This window comes from Bacillus sp. N12A5, from assembly GCF_026790125.1.
In the GTDB taxonomy this organism is placed as follows: Bacteria; Bacillota; Bacilli; order Bacillales; family Bacillaceae; genus Bacillus.
Genome location: NZ_JALAMR010000012.1, coordinates 134,980 through 159,343, shown reverse-complemented (window position 1 = coordinate 159,343; position 24,364 = coordinate 134,980). Strand labels below are relative to the sequence as shown.

General features: G+C 44.8%; 27 protein-coding genes and 1 riboswitch. Of the genes, 19 read left to right on the top strand and 8 right to left on the bottom strand.

The window, feature by feature from the left end:
• Positions 1-19: 19 nt before the first annotated feature.
• From MOC09_RS14725 to MOC09_RS14715, 3 genes are all read right to left on the bottom strand, one after another.
• On the bottom strand, positions 20-430 hold the full coding sequence (locus MOC09_RS14725) for a regulatory YrvL family protein (protein WP_268361661.1): 411 nt from the start codon (positions 428-430) through the stop codon (positions 20-22).
• Positions 431-490: 60 nt separating this feature from the next.
• Positions 491-1,648 carry an oxalate decarboxylase gene (gene oxdC / locus MOC09_RS14720; protein ID WP_268370972.1) on the bottom strand — a complete coding sequence of 386 codons (1,158 nt, stop codon included), beginning with the start codon at positions 1,646-1,648 and terminating at the stop codon, positions 491-493.
• 120 nt (positions 1,649-1,768) lie between these two features.
• Complete coding sequence (locus tag MOC09_RS14715; protein ID WP_003221632.1) at positions 1,769-1,924, bottom strand: YvrJ family protein; 156 nt, start codon at positions 1,922-1,924, stop codon at positions 1,769-1,771.
• 198 nt (positions 1,925-2,122) lie between these two features.
• Here MOC09_RS14715 and sigO point away from each other — a divergent pair, with 198 nt between their 5' ends.
• From sigO to MOC09_RS14690, 5 genes are all read left to right on the top strand, one after another.
• Positions 2,123-2,653, top strand: coding sequence for an RNA polymerase sigma factor SigO (sigO, locus tag MOC09_RS14710; protein WP_268367126.1), 531 nt, complete (start codon positions 2,123-2,125; stop codon positions 2,651-2,653).
• Positions 2,654-2,655: 2 nt separating this feature from the next.
• Complete coding sequence (rsoA, locus tag MOC09_RS14705) at positions 2,656-2,892, top strand: sigma-O factor regulator RsoA (protein ID WP_268360800.1); 237 nt, start codon at positions 2,656-2,658, stop codon at positions 2,890-2,892.
• 153 nt (positions 2,893-3,045) lie between these two features.
• Positions 3,046-3,759: a two-component system response regulator YvrH gene (yvrH, locus tag MOC09_RS14700; protein WP_268360799.1), complete on the top strand. Its 714-nt coding sequence runs from the start codon at positions 3,046-3,048 to the stop codon at positions 3,757-3,759.
• Positions 3,756-5,498, top strand: a complete 1,743-nt coding sequence (yvrG, locus tag MOC09_RS14695; protein ID WP_268360797.1) for a two-component system sensor histidine kinase YvrG — start codon at positions 3,756-3,758, stop codon at positions 5,496-5,498. Before yvrH ends, yvrG begins: the two co-directional genes overlap by 4 nt.
• Before the next feature lie 68 nt (positions 5,499-5,566).
• On the top strand, positions 5,567-6,445 hold the full coding sequence (locus MOC09_RS14690; protein WP_268370970.1) for an SMP-30/gluconolactonase/LRE family protein: 879 nt from the start codon (positions 5,567-5,569) through the stop codon (positions 6,443-6,445).
• A gap of 38 nt (positions 6,446-6,483) precedes the next feature.
• Here MOC09_RS14690 and MOC09_RS14685 read toward each other — a convergent pair whose 3' ends face one another.
• A complete protein-coding gene (locus MOC09_RS14685) occupies positions 6,484-7,275 on the bottom strand; it encodes an SDR family oxidoreductase (RefSeq protein ID WP_268370968.1) in 792 nt (263 codons plus the stop codon).
• 153 nt (positions 7,276-7,428) lie between these two features.
• Positions 7,429-7,569, top strand: a riboswitch (cobalamin riboswitch).
• Between the two features lie 103 nt (positions 7,570-7,672).
• On the opposite strand from MOC09_RS14685, the gene MOC09_RS14680 reads away from it, so the two are divergent.
• The 11 genes from MOC09_RS14680 (at position 7,673) to liaR (ending at position 17,694) form a co-directional block, all read left to right on the top strand.
• Entirely contained in the window at positions 7,673-8,623 is a 951-nt protein-coding gene (locus tag MOC09_RS14680) for an ABC transporter substrate-binding protein (RefSeq protein ID WP_268370966.1), read from the top strand.
• Entirely contained in the window at positions 8,586-9,647 is a 1,062-nt protein-coding gene (locus MOC09_RS14675) for a FecCD family ABC transporter permease (RefSeq protein WP_268360790.1), read from the top strand. The genes MOC09_RS14680 and MOC09_RS14675 overlap by 38 nt, the downstream gene beginning before the upstream one ends.
• Positions 9,647-10,975, top strand: a complete 1,329-nt coding sequence (locus MOC09_RS14670) for an ATP-binding cassette domain-containing protein (protein WP_268370995.1) — start codon at positions 9,647-9,649, stop codon at positions 10,973-10,975. The genes MOC09_RS14675 and MOC09_RS14670 overlap by 1 nt, the downstream gene beginning before the upstream one ends.
• A gap of 21 nt (positions 10,976-10,996) precedes the next feature.
• The gene (locus tag MOC09_RS14665; protein WP_268370964.1) at positions 10,997-11,578 is read left to right on the top strand and encodes a cob(I)yrinic acid a,c-diamide adenosyltransferase; all 582 of its coding nucleotides are present in this window, start codon (positions 10,997-10,999) and stop codon (positions 11,576-11,578) included.
• Between the two features lie 174 nt (positions 11,579-11,752).
• Complete coding sequence (locus tag MOC09_RS14660; protein WP_268360788.1) at positions 11,753-13,021, top strand: MFS transporter; 1,269 nt, start codon at positions 11,753-11,755, stop codon at positions 13,019-13,021.
• Positions 13,022-13,182: 161 nt separating this feature from the next.
• Complete coding sequence (gene liaI / locus MOC09_RS14655) at positions 13,183-13,563, top strand: cell envelope stress-induced membrane anchor protein LiaI (RefSeq protein ID WP_268360786.1); 381 nt, start codon at positions 13,183-13,185, stop codon at positions 13,561-13,563.
• A gap of 26 nt (positions 13,564-13,589) precedes the next feature.
• On the top strand, positions 13,590-14,270 hold the full coding sequence (gene liaH, locus MOC09_RS14650; protein WP_268360785.1) for a stress responsive protein LiaH: 681 nt from the start codon (positions 13,590-13,592) through the stop codon (positions 14,268-14,270).
• A 100-nt stretch (positions 14,271-14,370) separates the two neighbouring features.
• On the top strand, positions 14,371-15,243 hold the full coding sequence (locus tag MOC09_RS14645; RefSeq protein ID WP_268370962.1) for a DUF4097 domain-containing protein: 873 nt from the start codon (positions 14,371-14,373) through the stop codon (positions 15,241-15,243).
• Between the two features lie 33 nt (positions 15,244-15,276).
• Positions 15,277-16,002, top strand: coding sequence for a LiaRS two-component regulatory system accessory protein LiaF (gene liaF / locus MOC09_RS14640; RefSeq protein WP_268360782.1), 726 nt, complete (start codon positions 15,277-15,279; stop codon positions 16,000-16,002).
• Positions 15,999-17,081 (top strand): two-component system sensor histidine kinase LiaS, encoded by a 1,083-nt coding sequence (liaS, locus tag MOC09_RS14635; protein WP_268367123.1) that lies wholly within the window; start codon positions 15,999-16,001, stop codon positions 17,079-17,081. The genes liaF and liaS overlap by 4 nt, the downstream gene beginning before the upstream one ends.
• Entirely contained in the window at positions 17,059-17,694 is a 636-nt protein-coding gene (gene liaR, locus MOC09_RS14630) for a two-component system response regulator LiaR (protein ID WP_268360781.1), read from the top strand. The genes liaS and liaR overlap by 23 nt, the downstream gene beginning before the upstream one ends.
• Positions 17,695-17,701: 7 nt before the next feature.
• On the opposite strand, the gene MOC09_RS14625 is transcribed toward liaR, so the two are convergent.
• Genes MOC09_RS14625 through gerAA form a run of 3 tightly spaced genes read right to left on the bottom strand, consistent with a single transcriptional unit; the run spans position 17,702 to position 21,334 of the window.
• Positions 17,702-18,823: a Ger(x)C family spore germination protein gene (locus MOC09_RS14625; RefSeq protein WP_268370961.1), complete on the bottom strand. Its 1,122-nt coding sequence runs from the start codon at positions 18,821-18,823 to the stop codon at positions 17,702-17,704.
• Positions 18,820-19,917 (bottom strand): spore germination receptor protein GerAB, encoded by a 1,098-nt coding sequence (gene gerAB / locus MOC09_RS14620; protein WP_268367125.1) that lies wholly within the window; start codon positions 19,915-19,917, stop codon positions 18,820-18,822. The genes MOC09_RS14625 and gerAB overlap by 4 nt, the downstream gene beginning before the upstream one ends.
• Complete coding sequence (gerAA, locus tag MOC09_RS14615) at positions 19,886-21,334, bottom strand: spore germination receptor protein GerAA (RefSeq protein ID WP_268360776.1); 1,449 nt, start codon at positions 21,332-21,334, stop codon at positions 19,886-19,888. Before gerAA ends, gerAB begins: the two co-directional genes overlap by 32 nt.
• Before the next feature lie 116 nt (positions 21,335-21,450).
• Here gerAA and MOC09_RS14610 point away from each other — a divergent pair, with 116 nt between their 5' ends.
• A complete protein-coding gene (locus MOC09_RS14610) occupies positions 21,451-21,636 on the top strand; it encodes a YvzF family protein (RefSeq protein WP_003221676.1) in 186 nt (61 codons plus the stop codon).
• 66 nt (positions 21,637-21,702) lie between these two features.
• Positions 21,703-23,091, top strand: coding sequence for a class II fumarate hydratase (gene fumC, locus MOC09_RS14605; protein ID WP_268360775.1), 1,389 nt, complete (start codon positions 21,703-21,705; stop codon positions 23,089-23,091).
• Between the two features lie 39 nt (positions 23,092-23,130).
• On the opposite strand, the gene MOC09_RS14600 is transcribed toward fumC, so the two are convergent.
• A complete protein-coding gene (locus MOC09_RS14600; protein WP_268360773.1) occupies positions 23,131-24,006 on the bottom strand; it encodes a TetR/AcrR family transcriptional regulator in 876 nt (291 codons plus the stop codon).
• A 168-nt stretch (positions 24,007-24,174) separates the two neighbouring features.
• Between MOC09_RS14600 and spxO the strand changes: the two genes are divergently transcribed.
• Positions 24,175-24,339 carry an anti-adapter protein SpxO gene (gene spxO, locus MOC09_RS14595; protein ID WP_003221681.1) on the top strand — a complete coding sequence of 55 codons (165 nt, stop codon included), beginning with the start codon at positions 24,175-24,177 and terminating at the stop codon, positions 24,337-24,339.
• Positions 24,340-24,364: the final 25 nt, after the last annotated feature.

Below are 24,364 nucleotides of genomic sequence, written 5' to 3'. Positions count from 1 at the left end.
ATCGGAATGCGTTCTTTTTTTAGCTTGGAAGAGCCGAGTTGCATTTGTCTAAAACCAGAAAAACGGCTGCGACGATCATTTCTTCTGTGGTGGACAGCCAGATGTCGCTGATCAATTGGTCTGTTGTATGAGCAGTCATCCACAAAAACAGCAGCTGTACAATTCCGGCAAGAAGAATGAATAGACGTTTTCCTGTTTTGAAAAATGTAAAACTATGTATCATCAGGCGTTCAAATGGTTCAAAGCATAACCCGAGAACAAGGAACATCACGGCAAAAAGCAGGACATGAGCTGCTGAGCGGTAGCTCGTTCCCGCTAAAGAAAACAACGTGAACATGATTCCAAAATAGGTTAACACCACTGCTGCTGCAGCCAGCACGTACTGTACGGAAAGCCGCAATAAGCGTTTAGAAGAAGTTTGATGTTTCACTGGTTCAGCTCCTTTTTAGCGCTTGCAGAGAACGAGTGCTCTCTGCAAGCTGCAAGTCTATTATTTCCTGCATTTCTTTTTTATTACCGGATGTTTCTCTTTCGAAAGGACATTGGTAAAGTCATTGCCTAAGTCAAGGTGCGCCTGAACAAATTTTTCAGGAAGCATGGCAAGCCATTGGTTTAAGGAGACATCGGCATAATGATCGTCTTTGAAGATTTCTAAAAAGACAAGCGGTTCATCCCCGATGTTTTCAACGTAATGACCCATAGCAAATGGAACATATCCGACATCACCGGCCTGATAGTTAAACGTTCTGGCATGGCCGTCAGATGCAAAAACGGTCATTCTTGCTTTGCCCGAAATGTAATATTGCCATTCGTGAGTATTCGGATGCCAATGCAGCTCTCTCATGGCGCCGGGCTCCACCGTCACGAGCGCGGATGCGATCGTTTTAGACACTGTGAAGTTTGTCGAATCTGCAATGTACACCTTTCCCCCTTCTGATTCAATCGGCTCCTGTTCAAGAAGGCGGTAAGTAAACGGGTAAGGGACCTCGCCGTTCGGCCCTTCCACAATGTCATCTTTTAAACTGCCTGGGAGTTGGTTTTCAAATATATATTTTTCTTTGCCAGGCAAATTGGCGATTTCTTCTTTTGTCACACCAAAATTCGCAGCAATGACGTCTTTAGGGGTGTGGGCAAGCCAGTCAGTCAGCTGGAACGTGCTGTTTTCGGAGAACGATCCATCGTCAAACACGAGCAGGAACTCGGCACCTTCATCCAGCGCTTGAATGGAGTGAGGCAGGCCAGACGGGAAGTACCAAAGATCTCCTTCTCCTACATCATCGATAAAGCTGCGCCCTTTTTCATCGACAATTGTGACTCTTGCGCTACCGTAAATCATATAAGCCCATTCTGCCTCTTTATGCCAATGCAGCTCACGAATGGCACCTGGCTTCAGCCGCATATTTACGGATGCGAGGTTTTCTGAAATCGGCAGCTCCCGTACAGTGACTTCACGGGCATATCCGCCCTTTTCTAATCGGTTATGAGTATCAGAGAACGAAAACTTCATATTGCTGACGGTGCCATGATCGGTTTCAGGCGGAACGAGCATATCAGGATTTTGCCGGTCTCTTTCAATATTGCGCGGGATTTTCACCGTTGCTCCTTTGTCCCCTCTGATTGGCTGCGGAATATCATTTTGCTTTTTCATGTAATTTTCTCCTCCTTAAAAATAAATGTGTGAACAGAAAGAGAAGGTGAAAGGCCTTTCGTTTTCCCTTCTGTCTTGTTAAGTGAAAAAAAACAGTGAAACGTCAACTTCGATTGAAAATTAATTTTTTGCTTTCTGATCTTTCAGCTCTGTCATCAGTTCTATAAGCTGATCAAACTTTTTCTCAAATCGTGTCAGCAGGTACATGGCAATCAGCGCAGGAAACCCCAGATTGCCAATCTGTTTGACAACTTCCTCTATAAAAACCTGATCCATGGAAAATACCTCCCTTCTTTTTTGGCAGTCATGTATGTAAGTGAAGGAAATCCAAGAAAATGTAAACTGCAGGAGCATTCACGAAATCGCTAGTCAGAAAGTAGTAGTTTACTTTTTTTTGCTTTCCTTCATTTAATTTAGTAGGGAGGCGGTTTGATGGACTATCAAGGTCTTTTGCGGTCAAAATGTAAGGAGATAATGAAGCATCCCATCGTGAAGCATTTTTTGAGCAACCCTCAGCATTACCGTTTGTTCAAAAACATAATGGAAAGCCCGAACGAAAAAGATGCAAAATCATTGGACGAGCAATTTAAGCAATTTTATAAGGAGATTCGCATCGTCAAGTATATGAATTCTATGATTCGCATCTTTTCTATTGATTTTGATAAGCGGGTTCGCAAAAACCAAAAACGGTATCCGCTGACGGTCGATCATCCGGAAGCAGGAGAACGCCTGCCTTCCGAAGCGGGAAGCGATGCGTTTGAGGCATTTTTAGACCGGCAGGATGATTTGAGCCAGCATGTCCAGGATTATCAGCTCTATCAAGCGATCCAGAAGCTGACTGACAAACAAAAAAGTGTGCTGACGAAAGTTTATCTTCATGGTGCCACGATGCAGGAGATTGCGGATTCATTAGGGGAGTCCCGGCAAAACATCTCCAACATTCATAAAAAGGGGCTTGAGAATATCAGAAAGCAGCTCGCGGCGCAAAAAAAGGGGGAAAAGTAGCTGTGAACGGCCAGTTTGAACAAAAGAAACAAAACGACGACGTGTATGACATTGAACATCTGATTGCATGCTTCTCACCGATGATCAGAAAAAAACTCAGCAATACGTCCTATCAAGAAAGAGAAGATTTAGAGCAGGAGCTGAAGATCAAAATGTTCGAAAAGGCTGATATGCTTTTATGCCAGGACGTTCCGGGGTTTTGGGAGTTTATTTTGTATATGATAGATGAGAACTCATAACTTTTATCATCTGAAAATATGAAAAAACGGGAACTTCCATGTTCCCGTTTTCTGTTTGTCATGCCCGGCAAGACTCTTCCTATTCAAAAATGTACCAAAAATAAACGATATAATGATAAGATGAAAAAAACAGTGACAGAAAGGAACATAAAAGTGGAAAATGCGTCAATTTTAATCGTAGACGATGAGAAAGCGATTGTGGATATGATCAAACGCGTTCTCGAAAAAGAAGGTTATCGAAATATACTTGATGCGCCAAGCGCAGAGGAAGCGATTCCGGTTGTGAAAGCCAATAAGGTTGATTTGATCATTCTGGATGTCATGATGGGCGGAATGTCCGGTTTTGAAGCCTGTACGCTGATCAGAGAGTATTCAGACGCTCCGATTTTTTTCCTGACGGCAAGATCATCCGACGCGGATAAACTGTCGGGCTTCGCGGTTGGGGCTGATGACTATATTACAAAACCATTTAATCCGCTGGAATTAGCAGCGCGGATCAGGGCGCACCTCAAGCGCACATATCAGCCGAAAGAAATGAGTTCAACTCAAACCTTTACATATGATTATTTTACATTCTCTCCGCAAAATGCCGAGCTGATCGTAGGCGGGGAAGCCGTTGCTTGTTCAGCTCAGCTTTTGCAGCTTTTGCAGTATTTTTGTGAACACCCCAATGTGGTGCTCTCCAAAGATCAAATTTATGAAAAAGTTTGGGGCTATCCTTCCTACGGTGATAACAACACCGTCATGGTTCATATCCGCAAGCTTCGGGAAAAAATCGAACGCGATCCGAGCAATCCGGAGTATATTGTAACTGTTCGCGGTCTCGGCTATCGTTTTATCCCAAATCCTGAAGGCAAGCGGCCATGAGGTTAAGATGGAAGTTTCTGTTTCACTTTTTCGGGCAGATGCTCATTGTGATCCTGTTGCTTACGATTATGCTTGTTGCATCGTTTTTCTATTTGGACGCTCGATTTAGCGATGCGGAATCCAATTCTGGGCTGACAAAGGCAACGACCGATACACTTGAAGCATATCTCGATGTAAACGAAGACGGATCATGGGAAGTGGATAATTTTCTGAAGAAATCTGTCGATAAACAGCATGGCTGGATGCAAATCATTGATTCCGAAGGGAAAACAGATTATTCCTACAGCGTGCCGAAAGACGTGCCCGGCACGTATACCAAGAAAGAGCTTCTGTCTATTTATAAAACCAAAAAGCTTCATAACTATAAGCTGAATTATTGGGCCATCAATATTGAAGATAAGTCGTATCTTCTATTGTCCGGCTGGAAATCAAAGAGCGAACAGCTGCTGACTTCCGTTGAAAAGCGCGAACAAAAAATAGATTCTCTAGCACATTATAAGTCCAGTACCATCGACTATATTAAGCGGGCAAAGGGCGCTATTTACCTGTTAGACAGCAATGGAACCATACTCGACAGCATCAACAGCACTAAGAGTGAAAGAAAAACGATGAACCAGCTGGAGCTCCTTAAATACAGCTCTAAGCCTTGGAACTATAAGCGGGAAATCTCTGTTAAGATCCTCAATAAAGACAGATGGATGGTCGCCACGGTTCCGAACCCTGTCTATGTGACCGATCAGGAGTTTAACAAATCGTTTCTGAAGGTTGTGCTAAAGGCGATGTTCCTGATTATGGGGGTTCTGTTTCTGTATATCATTTGGATGACCGTTTGGTATATGTTCCGATTCGGGCTGCCGATTTTTCACACGATTAAATGGCTGGTCAATCTATCAAAAGGGAAGCTTGAGGAACCGAAAAACCGGAAAGGCCGTCCTGTCAGCAAAAACAAAAAGGGGAAAATCAAACAGCCGTACCGCTTCTTCGGTGAGATTTTTGAATCCATGGATCAGCTGACTGAAACGCTGAGACGGGATAAAAGAAACAGGGAAAAAATCCAGGCCACAAGGGAAGAATGGATTGCCGGTTTGTCGCATGACTTAAAAACACCGCTCAGCAGCATTTACGGCTACAGCATGATGCTTGAGTCGAAGCAGTATGACTGGTCGCCGGAAGAAGTGAAAGAAATGGGACAGGTTGTCAGAGAAAAATCTGAATACATGTCCAAGCTGATTGAAGACTTAAATTTAACATATCGGCTGAAAAATGATGCGCTTCCTATTGAGAGAAAGCTCACAAGCCTTATCCCGTTTTTTAAAAATGTCATTGAGGATTTCAAGAAAAATCCTTTTTCTGAAGGGTATGATATCTCCTTTGTTTCCAAAGAAGAGCATATTGAATTTGCGCTTGATGAGGCGTGGTTCAGGCGCATTTTAGAAAACCTGCTTGGGAATGCTGTGAAGCATAATGACAAAGGAACAGAGATTCAGGTCATTCTGGAACAAACAAAAAACCACATTTCTTTGAAGGTTAAGGATAATGGGAAAGGAATGGATGAAGAAACGATTACCCATTTGTTTAACCGTTACTACAGGGGGACGAACACAAAAGATCCATCCGCCGGAACGGGCCTCGGGCTCGCTATTGCCAAGGAGCTTGTCCATCTGCATAACGGGACGATCCATGTGAACAGCAGGATGAACATTGGAACTGTCATTACCATCCTTTTCAAAAAACAATAAACATGTGGTTTGGACACCTCTTTGCCGGGAATAACAATATATAGACTGAAGCTAAAGAGGTGTAACACATGGATGCAGTATTGGAAGCAGACACTCGGGCAGTGATTGGTGAAGGCCCGTTATGGGATGAAGAAAACGGCCGCTTATATTGGGTGGATATCTTAGGAAGCGAGCTCCACATCTTTGACCCTGAACAAAAAATCAACCGGTCAATCAAATTCAAGTCCTTTGTGACGGCACTTGCGAAATATACAAAGGATGAGCTGATTATGACGATGAAGGACGGGTTCTACCTGTATCACCTTCAGGAAGACAGCTTGGAAAAGATCAAACAGCCGAAGGACATGCATGAGAGCCTGCGTTTTAACGATGCGAAATGTGACCCGTACGGAAGGCTTTGGGCGGGGACAACGAGCATGGAAGGCGAGCAAAAACAGGCCTCACTGTACCGTTTGAATCTAGACGGCAGTCTTGTCAAAATGAAGGATCAAGTCTCTACCTCAAACGGTTTGGATTGGGATCGCGAGCGGAATTTGATGTATTACATCGACACGCCGACACAGGAGATTGTGCGCTATAGCTATGATCCTGAAAGCGGAGATGTCTCAAACCCAGAACCTGTCTATCGTTTTGATCAATCAGACGGATTGCCGGACGGCATGACAATCGACCAAAATGGCATGCTGTGGGTGGCGCTGTTTGGCGGCAGCCGCGTGGTTCACATAGACCCGTTTCAGAAAAAAGAAATCAATTCAATCAGCGTGCCGGCCAAATATGTCACGTGCTGCGCGTTCGGCGGCAGAGATTTAAAAACCCTTTACATTACAACGGCAACAGAAAAAATGACAGAAAAAGAGAGATACGAGCAGCCTCACGCGGGAGGATTGTTTTCAGCAAAACTGGAAACAGGCGGATACCAGCCGGTTCCTTTCGGTGGAGACGTATAAAAAAACGCATCCGACACACGGATGCGTTTTTTTGCATATTACAGAGACCGGATAATGCCGCCTTCCACACGCTGCGCCGTGCCGTTGATGGCGGATGCAGCGTCAGACGCGAGGAATACGATTGTCTTAGCAACTTCTTCTGCTGTCGCGTATCGCTGGATAAGAGAAGTCGGCTCATTGACTTTGAAATAGTCTTTAATGAATGTATCTGTATCCTGGCCGGCAGCTTGTGCGGCGCCTTCCATATAGGATGCGACGCCTTCTGTCCAAGTAGGGCCCGGAAGCACTGAGTTGACCGTTACATTTGTGCCTTTCGTCATTTCGGCCATCCCTCTTGAAAGGCTGATCAGCGCTGTTTTTGTCATGGAGTATGGAATCATCGTCGGAAGCGGTTTGATGCCTGCTTCACTTGCGATATTTAAAATGCGGCCGCTGTTTTTGGCAAGCATTTTTGGAAGGAAGTGACGGCTTGTCCGAACCGCGCTCATCACGTTTACTTCAAAATATTGATTCCACTCTTCATCAGTTACATCGGCAAAGTCTTTTACCTCGAAGAAACCAAGGTTGTTGACAAGGATATCAATATCACCGATTTTATTTACTTTCTCAATAAAAGCAGCTGCTTCATCTGTTTTTGACAAATCGGCAGCCGCACCATGCACCATTCCATATGCAGAAAGCTCTTCTACCGTGCGGTCAACAGTCTCCTGCTTGCGTCCGTTGACAATGACAGCCGCCCCCTCTTGCAGAAAGCTTTTTGCTGCGGCTTTCCCGATGCCGGACGTCGAGCCGGTGATTAAGACGAGTTTGTCTTTTAGCTGTAAATCCATTAGAATCATTCCTTTTGATTGATGATGGTATTAAGTATACAAGATCAAATTTAGTGTTTACGAGGATTTTGCTTCCATGCATCATATGGGGGAAAAGTCATTCAGGACGATATACAAGCCTGTCAGTCATATAGTATAATTACTCCGAAAAAAGGATACGAATGTCAAACAGGTGCCGGTCCGTGAACAACAGCCGGCTTAATAGGGAAACCGGTAAAAGCCGGTGCGGTCCCGCCACTGTAATTGGCCATAGCGCCAAGAGCCAGGATACCTGCCTGTTTGATCAGCACGAAGTCTGCGAGGACAGATGATGTGTAAACAATAGGCTTATTTGTGTTGTTTACAGCATCTTTACCGCGTAGGGATGCTTTTTTTAGTTCATTTAGGGGGAAAGGTTATGAAGAAACGAGCTGGAATATGGACTGTGCTTCTGCTATCTGCTGTTATGCTGGCAGGCTGTGGCAATGCAGATCAGAAGGATTCTAAGGCAAAAGAAAAGACTGAAGGGTCAGAAGCGTTTCCTGTCACTATTGATGATGCATCAAAGCAAGATGTGACAATCAAAAAGGAGCCGAAAAAGATTGTTTCATTAATGCCGAGCAACACAGAAATTACATACGCTCTCGGCCTCGGTGACAAAGTGGTTGGCGTCACCACAAATGATACATACCCAAAGGAAGTCAAAAAGGTGGAAAAGGTCGGAGACATGAATGTAAACGTTGAGAAAGTCGTTTCTCTAAAGCCGGATCTCGTTCTTGCCCATGAGTCTTCCATGTCAGCCTCAGCGGATGCCATCAAACAGCTGAAGGACGCGGGCATTACCGTGCTGACTGTCAATGACGCACAATCATTTTCCGAGGTGTACAAATCAATCGAAATGATCGGAGAAGCTGCCGGGGCAGAGAAAAAAGCCGATCAGCTCGTGAAAAGCATGAAATCAGATTTGCAGGATATTCAAGAAAAAGCGAAGACCATATCAAAAGACGAGGAGAAAAGCGTATTTATCGAGGTTTCTCCCGATCCTGACATTTATACAACCGGAAAAGACACGTTTATGAATGAAATGCTGAATGTCATCCATGCTAAAAACGCAGCAGCGGACCAAACAGGCTGGGTGCAAATGACAGACGAGGCGATCGTGAAACTTAATCCTGATGCTATCGTGACAACAGACGGAGTGAAAGCGAAAGCAGTGGAAAAACGCGATGGCTGGAGCGAAATCAATGCTGTGAAACATCATCGCGTGTATGATGTGGATCCTGATCTTGTGACACGTTCCGGCCCCCGTCTGATCGAAGGGGTCGAAGAACTTGCGGAAAGCATTTACCCGGATACGTTTAAGGAATAATCGTTTTGCTGCATATATCATCGGTTTCTCATTTTTAGCCGTGAGCATCATCTTAGGAATTTCTTGCGGCAGCCTGCAAATTCCTGTCCCTGCTATCTTTCGTGTCTTTTGGCATGAAGGCTTCGGCGGCTCTATCGGCTCTGATGATCCAATGTACACCAATATCATGATGAATATCAGACTGCCAAGAGTTGTGCTGGCCGCCCTAGTGGGGGCGGCTCTTTCTATCGCAGGGGCCGCTTTTCAGGGGCTGTTGAAAAATCCGCTTGCGGATCCCTACACGCTCGGTGTTTCATCCGGTGCATCAGTGGGGGCGGTTGTGACCCTATTCTTTAGCCTGCAGCTTCCCGTCCTTGGAGGGTTTACACTCCCGGTTATGAGTGTAGCCGCGGCACTTGTCACGATGGCGGCGGTCCTTTCCTTCAGCCGCCTCGTTCACGCATCGATGTCTGTTGCCACCCTCATTTTGACCGGTGTCATCATCAACTCATTTTTGGGCGCATTTATTTCTCTTATCATTGCCCTGACAGGCGACAACCTGCTTCCGATTGTGCATTGGCTGCTTGGCAGCGTCTCAATGAGAGGCTGGAGCTATGTTGTGCTGTTTCTCCCGTTTTTTCTTTTAGGAACCATTTTACTGATCATAAACGGAAGAGAGCTGAACGTAATGACATATGGAGAAGACAAAGCAAAGCTTCTCGGAGTCAGCGTTCAGCAGAAAAAAATGCTGATTTTGATTGCCGGCTCTCTTTTGACGGGAAGCGCTGTGGCTGTATCTGGCACGATCGGCTTTGTCGGCCTTGTGATTCCGCATATCACCCGGCTTTTGTGGGGGACTGACCATCGGCATTTACTGCCGCTGTCAGCCTTGCTAGGAGCGGGTTTTCTCGTTTTGGCCGATTTGCTTTCCAGAACGATTATTGAGCCGATTGAACTGCCGATTGGGATTATTACGTCTTTGACAGGGGCGCCTGTTTTCGCTCTTATTTTAATTCGCCAGCACCGCGGAGGGAGAAGCTTATGATGAAGGCAGAAGGGCTGTCAGGAGGATACGCAGACAGCTGTTTGATCAATCATGTCAGTTTAACAGTGGAGAAGGGTGAATTTCTCGGAATTCTCGGTCCTAATGGAAGCGGAAAAACCACGCTTTTGCACTTGCTCACAGGTACGCTGCCCGCCAAGGAAGGGAGCGTTTATTTGGAAGGCAAACCGCTTGCGGACTATAAACCGAAGGAACTGGCGCGAATCATGGCCGTCCTCCCGCAAAAAACGGATCAAGCCTTTACCTTCACCGTCAAAGAAACAGTAGCCGTTGGGAGATATCCATTCCAAACAGGACTGTTTAGACAGCAGACTGAAAAGGATGAAGCCATTGTACGGGAAGTAATGGAGCAAACTGGAGTGGCTGCTTTTGCGGAAAAATCGATCCGTGATCTTAGCGGAGGAGAACAGCAGCGGGTATATTTGGCCCAAGCTTTGGCGCAGCAGCCGCGTATTTTATTTCTAGACGAGCCTACAAATTTTCTCGATTTGGCTTATCAAAAGGAACTGCTTGATCTCATCAAACGCCTGACAAGAGAAAGCGGATTGGCGGCTGTCAGCGTTTTTCATGACCTGAACACCGCTAGCCTGTACTGTGACGAATTCTTGTTTATGAAAAACGGTACAGCGGGGTCTAAGCAAAAACCGGAATATGCAGTCACAGAACATCACATAAAAGCGGTGTACGATACGGATGTCACCACCTTGGCCCATCACAGCTCACCTAAACCGATGATTGCAATTCAGCCTGAAAAAGACAGCTTAAAGAAGCAGCCTATCCCATTTGAAGCTTTGCTCCAAGCGGAACAAGATGACATTCTTCTGCAAACAGAAATCCCGCTTCGTACATTGTCTTCAGCGCCTGTCGGTGCAGGATTTTCATGGAGCAGGACACTGATACATAAATGGCTGCCGGTTCAGACAGATCCTGTAGAAGGGCTTACAGTTTATCTGTCAGAAAACGGTTTTCATCTGCCGGAAACTTGTGCGATGGCTTCTCCTCGAAGGCTTGACCGTTTCGTGCATCGGACGTATGAAGAGGGCGAGCTATCTATTACGATATGCGTCATGGCCGGCTTTTCGATATGGATTTTGATCAATGGCTATGCGGCAGATCAATTCTTTGTTAAGGCTCTTATGGCTGCCGAAGCAGAGCGGACGAAAGTGCTGGGAGACGGACGGGCAGAGGGTGATATTCTTGTCGCCGCGACGCAAACTACTCAATCTGGACATACAGAAAAGCAGATGAACCAATTGATACAGTCAGGAATTGCTGAATGCGTAAAAGAGGCTGCAAAGGTGTTTGAATAAGTCTGTAAAGGAGACATATGTATGAAATTATATACAAAAACAGGCGATAAGGGACAAACGAGCTTAGTCGGAGGCAGAACAGACAAGGACAGCCTCCGCGTCGAAAGCTACGGCACGATTGATGAACTGAACAGCTTTGTCGGGCTTGCTTTAGCAGAGCTTTCCAGGCAGCCCGGCTTTGAAGATCTGACAGCCGAGCTGCTGACCATCCAGCATGAGCTGTTTGACTGCGGAGGCGATCTGGCAATCGTCACAGAAAGAAAAGACTATACATTAACGGAAGAATCCGTTTCCTTTTTAGAAACGCGCATTGATGCCTATACGGCAGAAGCGCCAGAACTGAAGAAATTTATTCTTCCGGGCGGATCAAGGGGCGCATCGCTTCTCCATGCAGCGCGCACCATTACAAGGCGGGCGGAACGCCGAGTGGTGGCGCTGATGAAATCGGAGGAGATTCATGAAACAGTGCTGCGTTATCTCAATCGTCTGTCCGACTATTTCTTTGCTGCTGCACGGGTTGTGAATGTGAGAAGCGGCATTGGCGATGTAGAATATGAAAGAAGTGCTATAGTGTTTCGGGACAAAAACAGCAGCGAATCATAAAAAAGGAAAACAAAAGCCGGCGTGTTCCCTGCATGCCGGCTTTTTTGTTTTTCATTCTGTCAATCTCCCATTTTACGACAAAAAATGAACCATATGAATTATTGACTGAAAAATAAGAAAATGAGATATTGTAACAAATAGATGTAAAAAATAGGCAGTGGGGGGCTCTGATGGATGGTGAAATTAATTGAAAGTGATAGCATCTGGAAGAGAAATTTCAATTATCTTTTTTTCTCAAGAATAGTCAAGATATCCGGCGATATGTTCGCATTCAATTCGATACTATGGTTTTTAATTTATGACGGTAAGGGTGCGATCGGCACTGCTTTATTGATTGCTGTCACCTTTTTGCCGGAAGCTGTGCTGGCGCCTGTGACCGGTCCGTTCATGAAACAGAACACGCTGAAATTTTGGATGTACTTTTCAGATCTGACAAGGGCAGCGATTGTCTTAATTATCCCTCTTTGTCATTTTGCGGGCTTTTCTCCGTTATGGTTTGTCATGACGCTTATGATTGTGCATTCTGCTACGGGTGCTGCCTACAATCCCGCCTCCATAGCATTAATTCCCCAAATCGTTAATGAACAGGGTATTCAAAAAGCAAACGCTGTGCTGCAATCCTCCGCTCAAATTGTCCGGCTTGGAGCTGTCACGTTATGCGGCGCTTTTCTTACATTTATCAGCCCTTCTTATACGATGCTTATCGCACTTATACTTTATTTGGTGTCTGGATTTCTGGTTCTTTTTATTAAGTATACTGCGGTTGAATCTCAATCAGAGTCTGCTGCCGTTACGCAAAGAGGCACATATATCGGCAGGCTGAAACGCGGTTTTATGCTTGTGAGAAAACACCAGATTTTATATCCGCTCGCCATTTATTGTATCTTCATGAATTTCGCGGCTGCCCCTTGGGAGGCACTCTCAGCCGTTTACGTTGCGGAAGATTTAAACGGTCAGCCGATCGTTTACTCGCTTTTAAAGGCCACCACCGCCGCAGGCGCGTTTTTACTGGGATTTGTGTTGGCGAAAGTCAAAGTAAACAGGTACGGCCTGTTATTCGTAACTGCCGGCATTATTGAAGGATTCGCTTTCTTTGTTACCGGGATGAACACCTTTTTGCCGCTCGTCTTTCTCGCTGCGTTTACCTTTGGCGCCGCAGTCAGTGCTGTTAATGTTCCTGAGTACACGATTATCCAGACATCTGTGGATAGTGAGGATCAGCCTCAGGTCTACGCTGTTATACACATGATCTCAAATATTTCCATCCCTGCCGGAGCTGTCATTTGCGGGTATGCGGCAAACGCTTTTGGTTCAGGGAAGGTGATCGCTGCCGGAGGGATTGTCGAAATTATTGCGGGTATCGGAATTTTGCTGTTTACAAAGCTGGCCAAAGCAGAACGGTCAGACCTGATCAAAGAAAGGGAAGCGAGTGTTCATCTATAAAGGGTTTTGAAACGCCATGCCTCGTGCATGGCGTTTTTTTGTGCCGATGGGTCTGGTGCAAGATACGACTCCGGTCTTATATCAAAATCAATCTCTGATTCGTTTTGCACAAATGCCAATTTGTTTAAGATGAAGACAAGGAAAACGAAAGGAGGATCTGCATGAAGATAAACAAAAAAACGATAGGCGGATTCTTATTAATTATATTTGGAATCTCCGTCTTTTTTGGAGGAGGAAGCTTCAGCTTTATCATCCCGCTCGCCATCGGGGGCTTGATGACATACGCAGGAATCAAAAGGTTTGCTGCAGGAAAAGCCATCACAGGAGTCATCTTGGGCGGTATCGGAGCGATCATGCTTATCTGCTCACTTCCGTTTATCGTCGGGATCGCGCTTGCGGCCGCTATGGTGTATTACGGCTGGAAGCTGATGAAAAACGGATCAGCTGATAACGGTGTGTCATCTTTTGACCCTGAACCGGCTTCAACTGGCTACCAATCTCACTTTGATGATGAATGGGAAGAATTTTTGAAGAAAAAATAATAACAGGATATGAGGAGGAATCAGGTATGGTATTAAAAAGAATCAGAGACATGTTTGTTGCGTCAGTTCATGAAGGGCTTGATAAAATGGAGAACCCAAAGGTGATGCTGAATCAATATGTACGCGATATGGAAAGCGACATAGCAAAAGCAAAACAAACGATTGTAAAACAGCATACGATTGCCTATCAATTTAAGAAACAATATGAAGAAGCAGCTGAAGTGGCAGGAAAACGCAAAAAACAGGCACAGCTAGCCTTTGACGCAGGTGAAGAAGAACTGGCGAAAAAGGCGCTGACTGAAATGAAGTATTTAGAAGGAAAGGCTGCTGAGCATAAAGCGTCCTATGAACAAGCGAACAGTCAGCTTGCAGAGCTGAAAGAACAGCTGGCTGCACTTGAGACAAAACTTCAGGACGTAAAGGATAAAAAACAGGCGCTGATTGCGCGGGCAAATGCGGCGAAAGCAAAAGAGCATATGAATACGACATTTGACAAAATTGACAGCGAAAGCGCATATCGTGAGTTTTTGCGTATTGAAAACCGTATTGAGGAAATGGAAATCCGAGCAAATTATTCAAAGTCAGCGGAAGCCGGCACAGAACTCACACGCAAAGAATTCGCAGACGATGTGGAAGCGGAGATTGAAAAAATGCGGGCGCTTTCGCTGCAAAAATCAGATAAGGCATCACAAGCAGCAAATGAATAAGCAGAACGGGGAAGGATTTGCGGTCAAGTCCTTCCCTTCCGCACGTATCAATTCACAGGCTTTTCCTTTATAATAGAATGAATGAGAAGGATGAAATGAAATGAAAAAAATGCTGGGCAGACTGCTGATCATTGCCGGTATTCTCATATTGTTTGCCGTCATTGTAAAAGATGTTTTTGCAGCAGGCTTGGGTTTCATAAACGGCACAGAAGCCGAGTCAGCCAGTGCATCACCGCGGGACATTGACAGCGTAGTCATTGAGTCGGATCACAAGAATGTCCGGATCATAGCGGAAGAACGAAATGACATATCGGCAGGCATCTCTGGAGACTCTGGAAAGTTATTTGTTACTGAAAACAGAAGAAAACTGGAGCTGACCGCAAAGGAAAAAGAATTTCAATTTTTGAATGGATTTAACGATTCTTCCCTTGTCGTCCGCGTTCCTTATGATTATAAAGGTGACCTGACGGTGCGAACCTCGAGCGGCGACGTATCTGTAGACGGGAATGATCATCTTGCGATTTCCGGGCTGCACGCAATATCTGCGAGCGGAAATATAAGTGTGACGGATGTCCGCCTTCAAGACCTGAACGTGAAGGGGTCATCGGGAGATGTCACCATTTCAAATACCGTCTCCAAAACGGCCGGCCTTGATATCGCTTCAGGAGACGCTGACCTGGCTGATGTATCAGGCTCTCTTGAAATAAAAATGACTTCAGGAGATCTTGAGGCTTCACTGAAAAAGGTAACCGGCCATGTATCTGTCATGCTGACAAGCGGCGATGCGGATCTGACCCTTCCCCAAAACGGCAGCTTTACAGTCGATGCGAAATCAGCGAGCGGCGACGTCAGTTCATCGTATTCATTTGCTGATACAGCACATAAAGAACAGCATCACCTCACAGGCTCGCAAGGAAGCGGCCGGCATCCAATCGAAATCAAAACAGACAGCGGGGATCTGGTGATACGGTAGCACCAGGCAGAAGAAAGGAGGCGGACACCAGGAATGACAAAAAAACAGCTTCTTGGATTTATCATTGCTTTATTCGGCATCAGTATGTTTTTGCAAATTATCGGAATAGGCGATCTGCTGTTTTGGCCGCTCTTTTTTCTGATTGCCGGCTATTTCTTAAAAAAATATTCCCGTGATTGGCTTGGCTCCGTCATGTACATCTTTGCCGCGTTTTTATTTTTGAAAAACCTCTTCAGCATCACCTTTAATTTATTCGGCTACGCGTTTGCCGCATTTCTGATTTACGCCGGCTACAGGCTTGTGAAAGGGAAGCCGGTATTTGAACCGAATGAGAAACGGGTCAACCTCAATAAAAAAGAACAGCATGAGCCGCCAAAAGATGTCAAACATCCCGACATGCGCAGCTTTTTTATCGGAGAGCTGCAAATGATGAAGCAGCCGTTTGACCTGAATGATTTAAATATCTCTGGTTTTATCGGTGACATCAAAATCGATTTGTCTAAAGCGATGATTCCCGAGGGAGAAAGTACGATCGTCATAAGCGGAGTCATTGGAAACGTGGATATTTATGTGCCATCAGACCTTGAAGTAGCTGTCAGCTCGGCTGTTTTTATTGGGGATATCAATCTGATCGGCACAAAGAAAAGCGGATTAAGCACGAAGGTATATGCCGCGTCATCTGATTTCAGCGAGTCAAAGCGCCGGGTCAAAGTGTCCGTTTCCTTATTTATCGGTGATGTGGATGTGAAGTACGTATGAGAAATAAACTACTTGTGAGCCTCCAGTGGCGCGCCATCCGCATGACAACGGGAATCAGCCTGCTGCTTTTTGCCTGCTTGATTTCTTTTATGATGTTTTACTATCGGCTTGATCCGCTTGTTTTGCTGTCGTCAAGCTGGTTCGGAATTCCGTTTATCCTAATATTGCTGCTGATCAGCGTGACGGTCGGCTTTGCATCAGGGTATATGTACGGCAACCGGCTGAAGACAAGGGTTGATACATTGGTCGAATCAATATTAACCTTTGAAAACGGCAATTTCGCTTATCGGATACCGCCGCTTGGAGATGATGAGATTGGCCTGGCCGCCGATCAGCTGAACGAAATGGCGAAGCGCGTGGAGCTCCAAGTCGCTTCCCTGCAGAAACTTTCCAATGAACGTGCAGAGTGGCAGGCGCAAATGAAGAAATCGGTCATATCAGAAGAACGGCAGCGATTGGCAAGAGATCTGCATGATGCAGTCAGCCAGCAGCTTTTTGCCATATCAATGATGACATCAGCTGTGCTGGAACACGTGAAGGATGCTGATGATAAAACAGTCAAGCGGATCAAGATGGTCGAGCATATGGCAGGTGAAGCCCAAAATGAAATGAGGGCGCTGCTGCTCCATTTAAGGCCTGTTACTCTTGAAGGAAAAGGGCTGAAGGAGGGGCTTACGGAGCTTTTGGACGAGTTCCGGAAGAAACAGCCGCTTGATATCGATTGGGATATTCAAGAAACAGCGATATCCAAAGGTGTTGAAGATCATTTGTTCAGAATCGTCCAGGAGGCCCTTTCAAACGTATTTAGACATTCAAAAGCCTCAAAAGTATCAGTGATTCTGGGCATAAAGAACAATCAGCTCCGGCTGAAGGTGATAGATAATGGAAAAGGATTTAAAATGGATCAGGTAAAAGCATCTTCATACGGCTTGAACTCTATGAAAGAACGTGCAAGCGAAATCGGCGGAGTCGCCGAAGTGATATCAGTAGAAGGAAAAGGCACACAAATCGAAGTGAAGGTTCCGATTTTCCCGGAAGAAAAAGGAGAGAACGAACGTGATTCGAGTATTATTGATTGATGATCATGAAATGGTAAGAATGGGACTCGCGGCTTTTTTGGAGGCGCAGCCCGACATTGAAGTCATCGGCGAAGCATCTGACGGCAGAGAAGGCGTACGGCTTGCTGCCGAGCTGTCGCCTGATGTGATTTTAATGGATCTTGTCATGGAGGGCATGGATGGCATTGAAGCCACAAAGCAAATTTGCCGGGAACTTCCCGACCCGAAAATTATTGTGCTCACAAGCTTCATTGATGATGACAAAGTATATCCAGTCATTGAAGCTGGCGCGCTCAGCTATCTATTGAAAACCTCAAAAGCGGCGGAAATCGCCGATGCCATCCGCGCCGCAAACAAGGGAGAGCCAAAACTTGAATCAAAAGTGGCGGGTAAAGTGTTATCCCGGCTGCGCCACTCAGGTGAACACGCGCTCCCGCATGAATCACTTACGAAACGGGAGCTCGAAATTCTTTGCCTGATCGCAGAAGGAAAAACAAATAAAGAAATAGGCGAAGAACTGTTTATCACCATTAAAACAGTGAAAACCCATATCACAAATATTTTATCAAAACTGGATGTCAGTGACCGAACCCAGGCAGCGGTGTACGCACATCGGAATCACCTCGTAAAATAGGCGTTCACTATTTGTTTGCGCCTTTCGTCCCGAAGTCTCTGACAACGACATTGACTCTGTAATCTATTTCCGCTTTGCTGAAATACTCATCATCCCATTTTCTTGAAATCTTTTTCCATTTCCGAGGATAATGGATTCTGACTTGGTTTCCTAACCCGGTCACATCCGCTTTGATTTCCTTCTGCAGCCTCTCTGTAATAAAAGCGGTTACTGTTTTGTGTAATCGTTTTTCTACTGTCCTTTCAATATCTTTGATATATGAATCCTTAAACGAATCTTCATTGGGATTCCAGTCCTCAGATAGACGACCTTCAATATTGCGTGTGACGGTGAATTTGAATTTTCCGTCCTTGTAGGCCGTCTTGATCTTTCGATTGCTTGAATACACTTCATAAGAAAAGAGATGGCCGTCGCGCTTCAAGTCAATAACGCCACCTTCGACAGTGCCTGTAAATAAGTTGATGTTTTGAACCTCAATCGGGGTGAGATCCCTAGTCCATATTTTGTCTTTGATGACGGAAGCACCGTTTATCACGAGTTTGCCGTTTTCCTCACCGACATGAGGGATGAGGAACGAATCGTCAGAGGTCAAGTGTTCTGAGATTTCCCCCAGTGTAACAGGCTGCATCATTCTGATCGTCACCGTATTATTCTCTGTCAGATCATAAATCACATTGGATGCGGGCTCGCCTTGATCATTCATTTTAAAGATATCCTTAGTTTTGCCATCGGTGACAAAAACGTACGAACTTCTCCTTGTCCCGTTGTCTCTGACAAACTGGTTAATGATCGCGTCAATTCCGATCTGATCCGCAATTACGCTTTTGGAAAGCAGAATGAGACGCAAATGCTGGGAAAACGTGGGGTTATGCTTTAACGCAGATGTTCTCATCATTTGATGGACAGTTTCACCCTTTGTGATAGAAAGCTGTGTCGGGTCAGATGAAGAGCCTTCCTTGGAGCTGATTTGTTTCGGTACGAGAATCTGCTGTGTAAGTTCTAAATTTTTATCATCCGGCTTGTCTAAGCCAACACCGATCACCAAGCTTAATTCCTCGATATTCTGGCTGTCCCAGCATCCGGACAGCAATAGGGTGCATATAAATATACTTAAAATCCGGGTTTTCATTTTGCTGTAATCCTCCTTTTGAGAGCGACAATGAAAAAGAGAATGAAGGGAAGCAGAAAAAGGCAGACGAAAATGTACCCGAGATAATCGCTGTACATCATGACCTGGTTAGCGTCATCCGGCCAGAGAGAAAAATAATAGACAATGATCCCGATGATCACCATACTTTTTTTAGTTGATAATCCGAACGTCTTCTTTAGCCCGTTAGCGGCAAAATAGCCGTAAATGACAAACGTTGTGAAAAATTGGATAATCCAGACGACCAGTAAAAATGATTCAAATCTTTCAATGAATATGCCTTTAAGCTCAAAGGACTGAAAGAGAGAAATGGTCGGCCAGATCAGCGTTTTCACCTCGGGAGCGGTCAAAGCCCCGACGACGATAATATACGTAAGGATATATAAAATAATCGGAATCAAAAATCCTATAGATGCATATCTGAATGTGTATTTCTTATTCTTCATATGTTCAGGAAGAAACAGCATCACTTCCATTCCTAAAAAAGAGATGGAAACGACAGTAAGGGAGTTTGCAACGGGTCCAAGGCCTTCGCCTAAAACAGGGCGCAAACTATTAATGTCAAAAATTTTAAAACTGATCCCGAACACAATCAGCAAAATAATGATCGTAACCGTCAAGTAAAAGGGAAACAGTCGCGACACATCACTTAACCCTCCAATCATTAAATAAATACCGCAGCAAATAAACGTTAAAATAATGATCTGAATTGGCGTTCTCTCCAGCAGGAAAAACTTCACCATTTCAGCCATCGCCCGAGTCTCGAAGCTGGCAACGCCGAGGAAATAGCAGGAGATCAACAGGCCGATCAAGCTGCCGAACCATTTCCCCAACCCTTCTTGCAAATAATCAAAGAGTGAAGGGTATTGATGTTTTTTTTGAATGAGCGTATTTAAATAAATGAAGAAAATAAAAATGAAACCTTCTAATATCAGCGTGATCCAGCCGTCAGGCGTATTAGCCTTAGTGGTCAGAGCTCTCGGCAATGTTAAAAGACCGGCCCCAAGCATTGTATTCGCAACAATAGAAATACCTTGAAAGGTATTAAGTTTTAGTGGAGTCTGTTTTTGGCTCATTTGGATTATTCGCCTCTTTTGGTTTGTTTTTAATGGGGAGACGGATAATGGAGTCATCCTTATTTTTCAGGCTGAAGAAACCGTTTGGCGAAAAATACGGAGACCCAAAGCTCGTTTGTCTCGTTAAGTGCGTATAAACGACAAGCATAAATAAAATAATTCCATACAGCCCTAGAATAGCTGCAGAAAACATTGAAATAAAACGCAGCACCCGGAAAGACAGCCCCATTCCGTATTGGGGAACGGTAAAGGATGCCAGGGCAATGACACTGACGACAATGACCATAATCGAACTGACGAGATTCGCTTCTACCGCTGCCTGTCCAATCACTACGCCCCCGACGAGGCCGATCGTCTGTCCGAGCGGATTGGGAAGACGCAGTCCGGCTTCTCTCAGCAGCTCGATGGTTACTTCCATCAGCAGGGCTTCAAATATTGGCGGGAACGGCACGTTTTCCCTGTTTGCCGAAATCGTGACGGCAAGCGCGGTCGGCAGCAGCCCTTGATGGAAGGAAACGAGTGCAATATAAATCGATGACAAAAACAAGGTGATGAAGATAGAAGCAAAGCGCAGCGACCGGATAAGAGATGCTGAAATCCAGCGTTCATAGTAGTCATCCGGAGACTGCATCAGGATCCCGAGAGAAACCGGCACCAGCAGCACAAATGGTGAACTGTCGACCAAAATGGCCACACGGCCGTTAAACAGGGCTGACGATACCTTGTCAGGTCTTTCCGTATTTTGAATCTGTGGAAATGGTGAATATTTATTATCTTCAATGAGCTCCTCGAGCGTTCCGCTGTCCTGGATATCCTCCAGCTGGATATTTTCAAGCCGTGCTTTCACTTCTTTTATGACGGACTTTTTTGCTTTGCCTTCAATGTACATAATGGCTGCAGGCTTCAGCTTGTTTTCGCCGATCATGATTTTTTTGGTGATCAATTTCGGATGAGAGGTTCTTTGTCTGATCAGAGCGAGATTTGTATCGATATCCTCTACAAACGCAACCTTTGGGCCGCGAACCACTTTTTCAGTTGTCGGCTCTTGCAGGCTTCTTGTTTTTTTCTTTTCTGTAGACAGAATATAGACTTTGTCCAATCCGTTGACAAACACAGCGCAATTGCCGTTGAGAATGGACTCGACCGTTTTTTCCGCGGTTTCAACGGGACTTGCGTCAAGCTGGTCAAGGCGTTTTTTGACTTGGTCAAGCGTGAGCGTATCCTGATCCTTGAGTAAGGTTTTAATCGATTCTGAAACCTTCTTCTGGTCATTCAGTTCACTAAAATAGAGAAAGTAAAAAACAAGCCCGTTGGAGAGCATTTTTTTGTTTTTTACGAGATCATCGTTTTCTTTTAATTTTGGAAGCACCAGTGCTAAATTATCGTGTATATATTCTTTGAATTCTGTTTGTTCCAATGAGGTCACCTCTTATCCAAAACCTTAGTAGAGGTTATCTTTTCCTGTTAAAAAAATGATATACTGTGTTACAGTATTTCATGGCAGAAGTTTTTTATGAAAGCGGAGGATATGAAGTGGCACAGGTAAGGCTAGCAGGAAAACAAGAAGAAATCGAACAGCTCATCAGATCATTTGAAAAGCATTATGATGTCTCCTATACATCAAAGGAGTACGGCAGGACGAATCCAAAGTACAAATATTCAAAGGATTCCCGCGTATATCTTGAATTAAAATTAAAATCTGCCAAGATCGAAAAATAAAAAGGATTTTTTATATCACTGGCGAATTATGATCTAATGAAGCAACCGTTATGGAGGGATACATAAATGGAATACAGAATTGAACGAGACACCATGGGAGAAGTAAAAGTTCCTGCTGATAAATTTTGGGGCGCCCAAACACAGCGAAGCAAAGAGAACTTTAAGATCGGTTCTGAAAAAATGCCGATGCGTGTTGTGAAGGCGTTTGCAATATTAAAACGAAGCACAGCGCTTGCCAATAAGCGCCTCGGCAATCTGGACGCGGAAAAAGCAGAAGCGATTGCAGCAGTTTGTGATGATGTGCTCAAAGGCAAATACGATGACAACTTCCCGCTTGTCGTATGGCAGACCGGAAGCGGCACACAAAGCAACATGAACATGAACGAAGTGGTAGCCAACCGCGCGACTGCTTTATTAAAAGAAAAGAACTCTGACAAAACGATTCATCCAAATGACGACGTGAACCGCAGCCAAAGCTCCAACGACACATTCCCGACTGCGATGCATGTTGCCGCTGTATTGGCTGTTTATGAGCAGCTTGTGCCGGCGCTTGACCAGCTTCGCAATACACTGGATGAAAAAGCGAAAGCATACAGCGATATTGTTAAAATCGGACGCACGCACCTTCAGGATGCTACGCCACTGACGCTCGGACAGGAAATCAGCGGATGGGTGTACATGCTGGACCGTTCGAAGGAAATGATTTTAGAAGCGACAGATAAAATGCGTGCGCTTGCAATCGGTGGTACGGCTGTCGGAACGGGAATCAATGCCCATCCAGAGTTTGGAGAGCTTGTTTCAGAAGAGATCACAAAACTGACCGGCCAAACGTTCAGCAGCTCGCCGAATAAATTCCACGCGCTGACAAGCCATGACGAAATCACTTATGCGCATGGTGCATTAAAAGCGCTTGCGGCTGATTTAATGAAAATCGCGAATGATGTCAGATGGCTTGCAAGCGGGCCTCGCTGCGGCATCGGGGAAATTGTCATCCCTGAAAATGAGCCGGGCAGCTCCATCATGCCTGGTAAAGTCAATCCGACACAAAGTGAAGCATTAACAATGATCGCAGCGCAAATCATGGGGAATGATGCGACAATCGGCTTTGCGGCGAGTCAGGGGAATTTTGAACTGAACGTGTTTAAGCCTGTGATTATTTACAACTTCCTGCAGTCTGTACAGCTGCTGAGTGACGGCATGAATTCCTTCCATGATAAATGTGCTGTCGGTATTGAGCCTAACAAAGAAACCATTCAGGAAAACCTGTCAAATTCATTAATGCTTGTTACGGCGCTGAACCCGCATATCGGATATGAAAACGCGGCGAAAATCGCCAAGCTTGCTCACAAAGAGGGATTAACGCTGAAAGAAGCGGCTTTGAAGCTTGAATTGCTGACAGAGGAGCAATTTAACGAAATGGTTAAGCCGGAAGATATGGTAAAACCAAAGGCGTAATAGAAAGAAAAAACGGCTGCTTTTTAAGCAGCCGTTCTTCTAAATATATTGCTGTTTTAATAGATATTTAAGCTGCTCCGCATCTTTTGCGAGCGCTTCAGACTCCGTCAGATTATGGATCATTCCTTTTATGATTGCCAGCTTCGGTGTTTTTTTCTTCATTTCTGCTTCAAGTATGTCCAGGCTCTCCGATAATTCAAGAGAGGAGTTTGTGTTTAAGCGGTTAATTTTGTCACGAAGGCTTTTCACAATGGATTCAGTCAGCGGGTCAGGCTGTCCATGCGAAAGAGGCCCAAATAAAGAGCTTGCCTCTTCCAATGTAATGAAAGGCTTATCATTCCGTTCAGACATGCCTTTTACCATATCATCAATTCGATTCATAATGAGATCAGCTAATTGGTCCGGCTTCACAGTGTAGCCGAGCAAAATCATGCTTTCCAGGTAAATCTGGCTGATGCCCTCTATTAAAAAACAAAGCTCTGCAGTATATGGTTCCGCTTTTTTTCCATAAATGTTCAGCAGGCTGTCGATATGAAATTGAAGAGAGGACTGGCGGATTTTTTTTGCGCATTGTTCCACTTCCTCTGTGTAAGGCAGAGAGCCTTCCTTCATCTGCATGCTGATAAAATCCTTGTGTTCAAGGATATTTTCATAGAGCACGGTCAGCTGTTTCCGGTAAGCCGTTCTGGGGCTGTCGCCCTTCGTTTTAATATTTAAAATTCGGGTAAACGTTTTATCATAATAGTAGTTCAGCATAGACAGAAGAAGCGCTTCTTTCGAAGGAAAATAAATATAAAAAGCGCCTTTTGATATTTTGCATTCTTTTGCGATTTCCTGAACTGATGTTGAGTTGTATCCTTTTTGGGCAAATAGTTTTAAGGCTGTTTCAATAATCAGCTTTTCTTTTTCCTTCAATGGTTCCACCCTTTCGGAGCCCGGAGGCCTGCATAGGATATGACCATATAGTCACACCTTCTGTTATAAAATTAACCTTATTGTAACTTGTTTTTTTATCATGTATTATTTATATTATAAATTGAGATGACCGAACGGTCAAAGCTCAAGCGAAAGGGTGAATCTAGAATGAGAGAATTGGACGAAATGATCAGCCGCTTGCGAAACAGAGGAATCAAAGTGGAGAAAGTCAAGTATCCGAAGCAGACCTTGTCAGAGAAAAAATGGGTTCATCAATGCAAACAGCCGCTTAAAACAAATTACAGAGACTTTAACGGCTATTCTTTCACATAAAAAAATAGACTGCAAAAACTCTACA

Bases quoted from the DNA above. Each gene is read 5' to 3' on its own strand.
- MOC09_RS14715 (WP_003221632.1), bottom strand. From the start codon at position 1,924: ATGGATCAGGTTTTTATAGAGGAAGTTGTCAAACAGATTGGCAATCTG.
- spxO (WP_003221681.1), top strand. From the start codon at position 24,175: ATGAGAGAATTGGACGAAATGATCAGCCGCTTGCGAAACAGAGGAATC.
- liaI (WP_268360786.1), top strand. From the start codon at position 13,183: ATGAAGATAAACAAAAAAACGATAGGCGGATTCTTATTAATTATATTT.
- MOC09_RS14670 (WP_268370995.1), top strand. From the start codon at position 9,647: ATGAAGGCAGAAGGGCTGTCAGGAGGATACGCAGACAGCTGTTTGATC.
- MOC09_RS14660 (WP_268360788.1), top strand. From the start codon at position 11,753: ATGGTGAAATTAATTGAAAGTGATAGCATCTGGAAGAGAAATTTCAAT.
- MOC09_RS14645 (WP_268370962.1), top strand. From the start codon at position 14,371: ATGAAAAAAATGCTGGGCAGACTGCTGATCATTGCCGGTATTCTCATA.
- liaS (WP_268367123.1), top strand. From the start codon at position 15,999: ATGAGAAATAAACTACTTGTGAGCCTCCAGTGGCGCGCCATCCGCATG.
- liaF (WP_268360782.1), top strand. From the start codon at position 15,277: ATGACAAAAAAACAGCTTCTTGGATTTATCATTGCTTTATTCGGCATC.
- MOC09_RS14685 (WP_268370968.1), bottom strand. From the start codon at position 7,275: ATGGATTTACAGCTAAAAGACAAACTCGTCTTAATCACCGGCTCGACG.
- yvrG (WP_268360797.1), top strand. From the start codon at position 3,756: ATGAGGTTAAGATGGAAGTTTCTGTTTCACTTTTTCGGGCAGATGCTC.
- liaH (WP_268360785.1), top strand. From the start codon at position 13,590: ATGGTATTAAAAAGAATCAGAGACATGTTTGTTGCGTCAGTTCATGAA.
- MOC09_RS14690 (WP_268370970.1), top strand. From the start codon at position 5,567: ATGGATGCAGTATTGGAAGCAGACACTCGGGCAGTGATTGGTGAAGGC.
- MOC09_RS14680 (WP_268370966.1), top strand. From the start codon at position 7,673: ATGAAGAAACGAGCTGGAATATGGACTGTGCTTCTGCTATCTGCTGTT.
- fumC (WP_268360775.1), top strand. From the start codon at position 21,703: ATGGAATACAGAATTGAACGAGACACCATGGGAGAAGTAAAAGTTCCT.
- MOC09_RS14625 (WP_268370961.1), bottom strand. From the start codon at position 18,823: ATGAAAACCCGGATTTTAAGTATATTTATATGCACCCTATTGCTGTCC.
- sigO (WP_268367126.1), top strand. From the start codon at position 2,123: ATGAAGCATCCCATCGTGAAGCATTTTTTGAGCAACCCTCAGCATTAC.
- MOC09_RS14665 (WP_268370964.1), top strand. From the start codon at position 10,997: ATGAAATTATATACAAAAACAGGCGATAAGGGACAAACGAGCTTAGTC.
- oxdC (WP_268370972.1), bottom strand. From the start codon at position 1,648: ATGAAAAAGCAAAATGATATTCCGCAGCCAATCAGAGGGGACAAAGGA.
- gerAB (WP_268367125.1), bottom strand. From the start codon at position 19,917: ATGAGCCAAAAACAGACTCCACTAAAACTTAATACCTTTCAAGGTATT.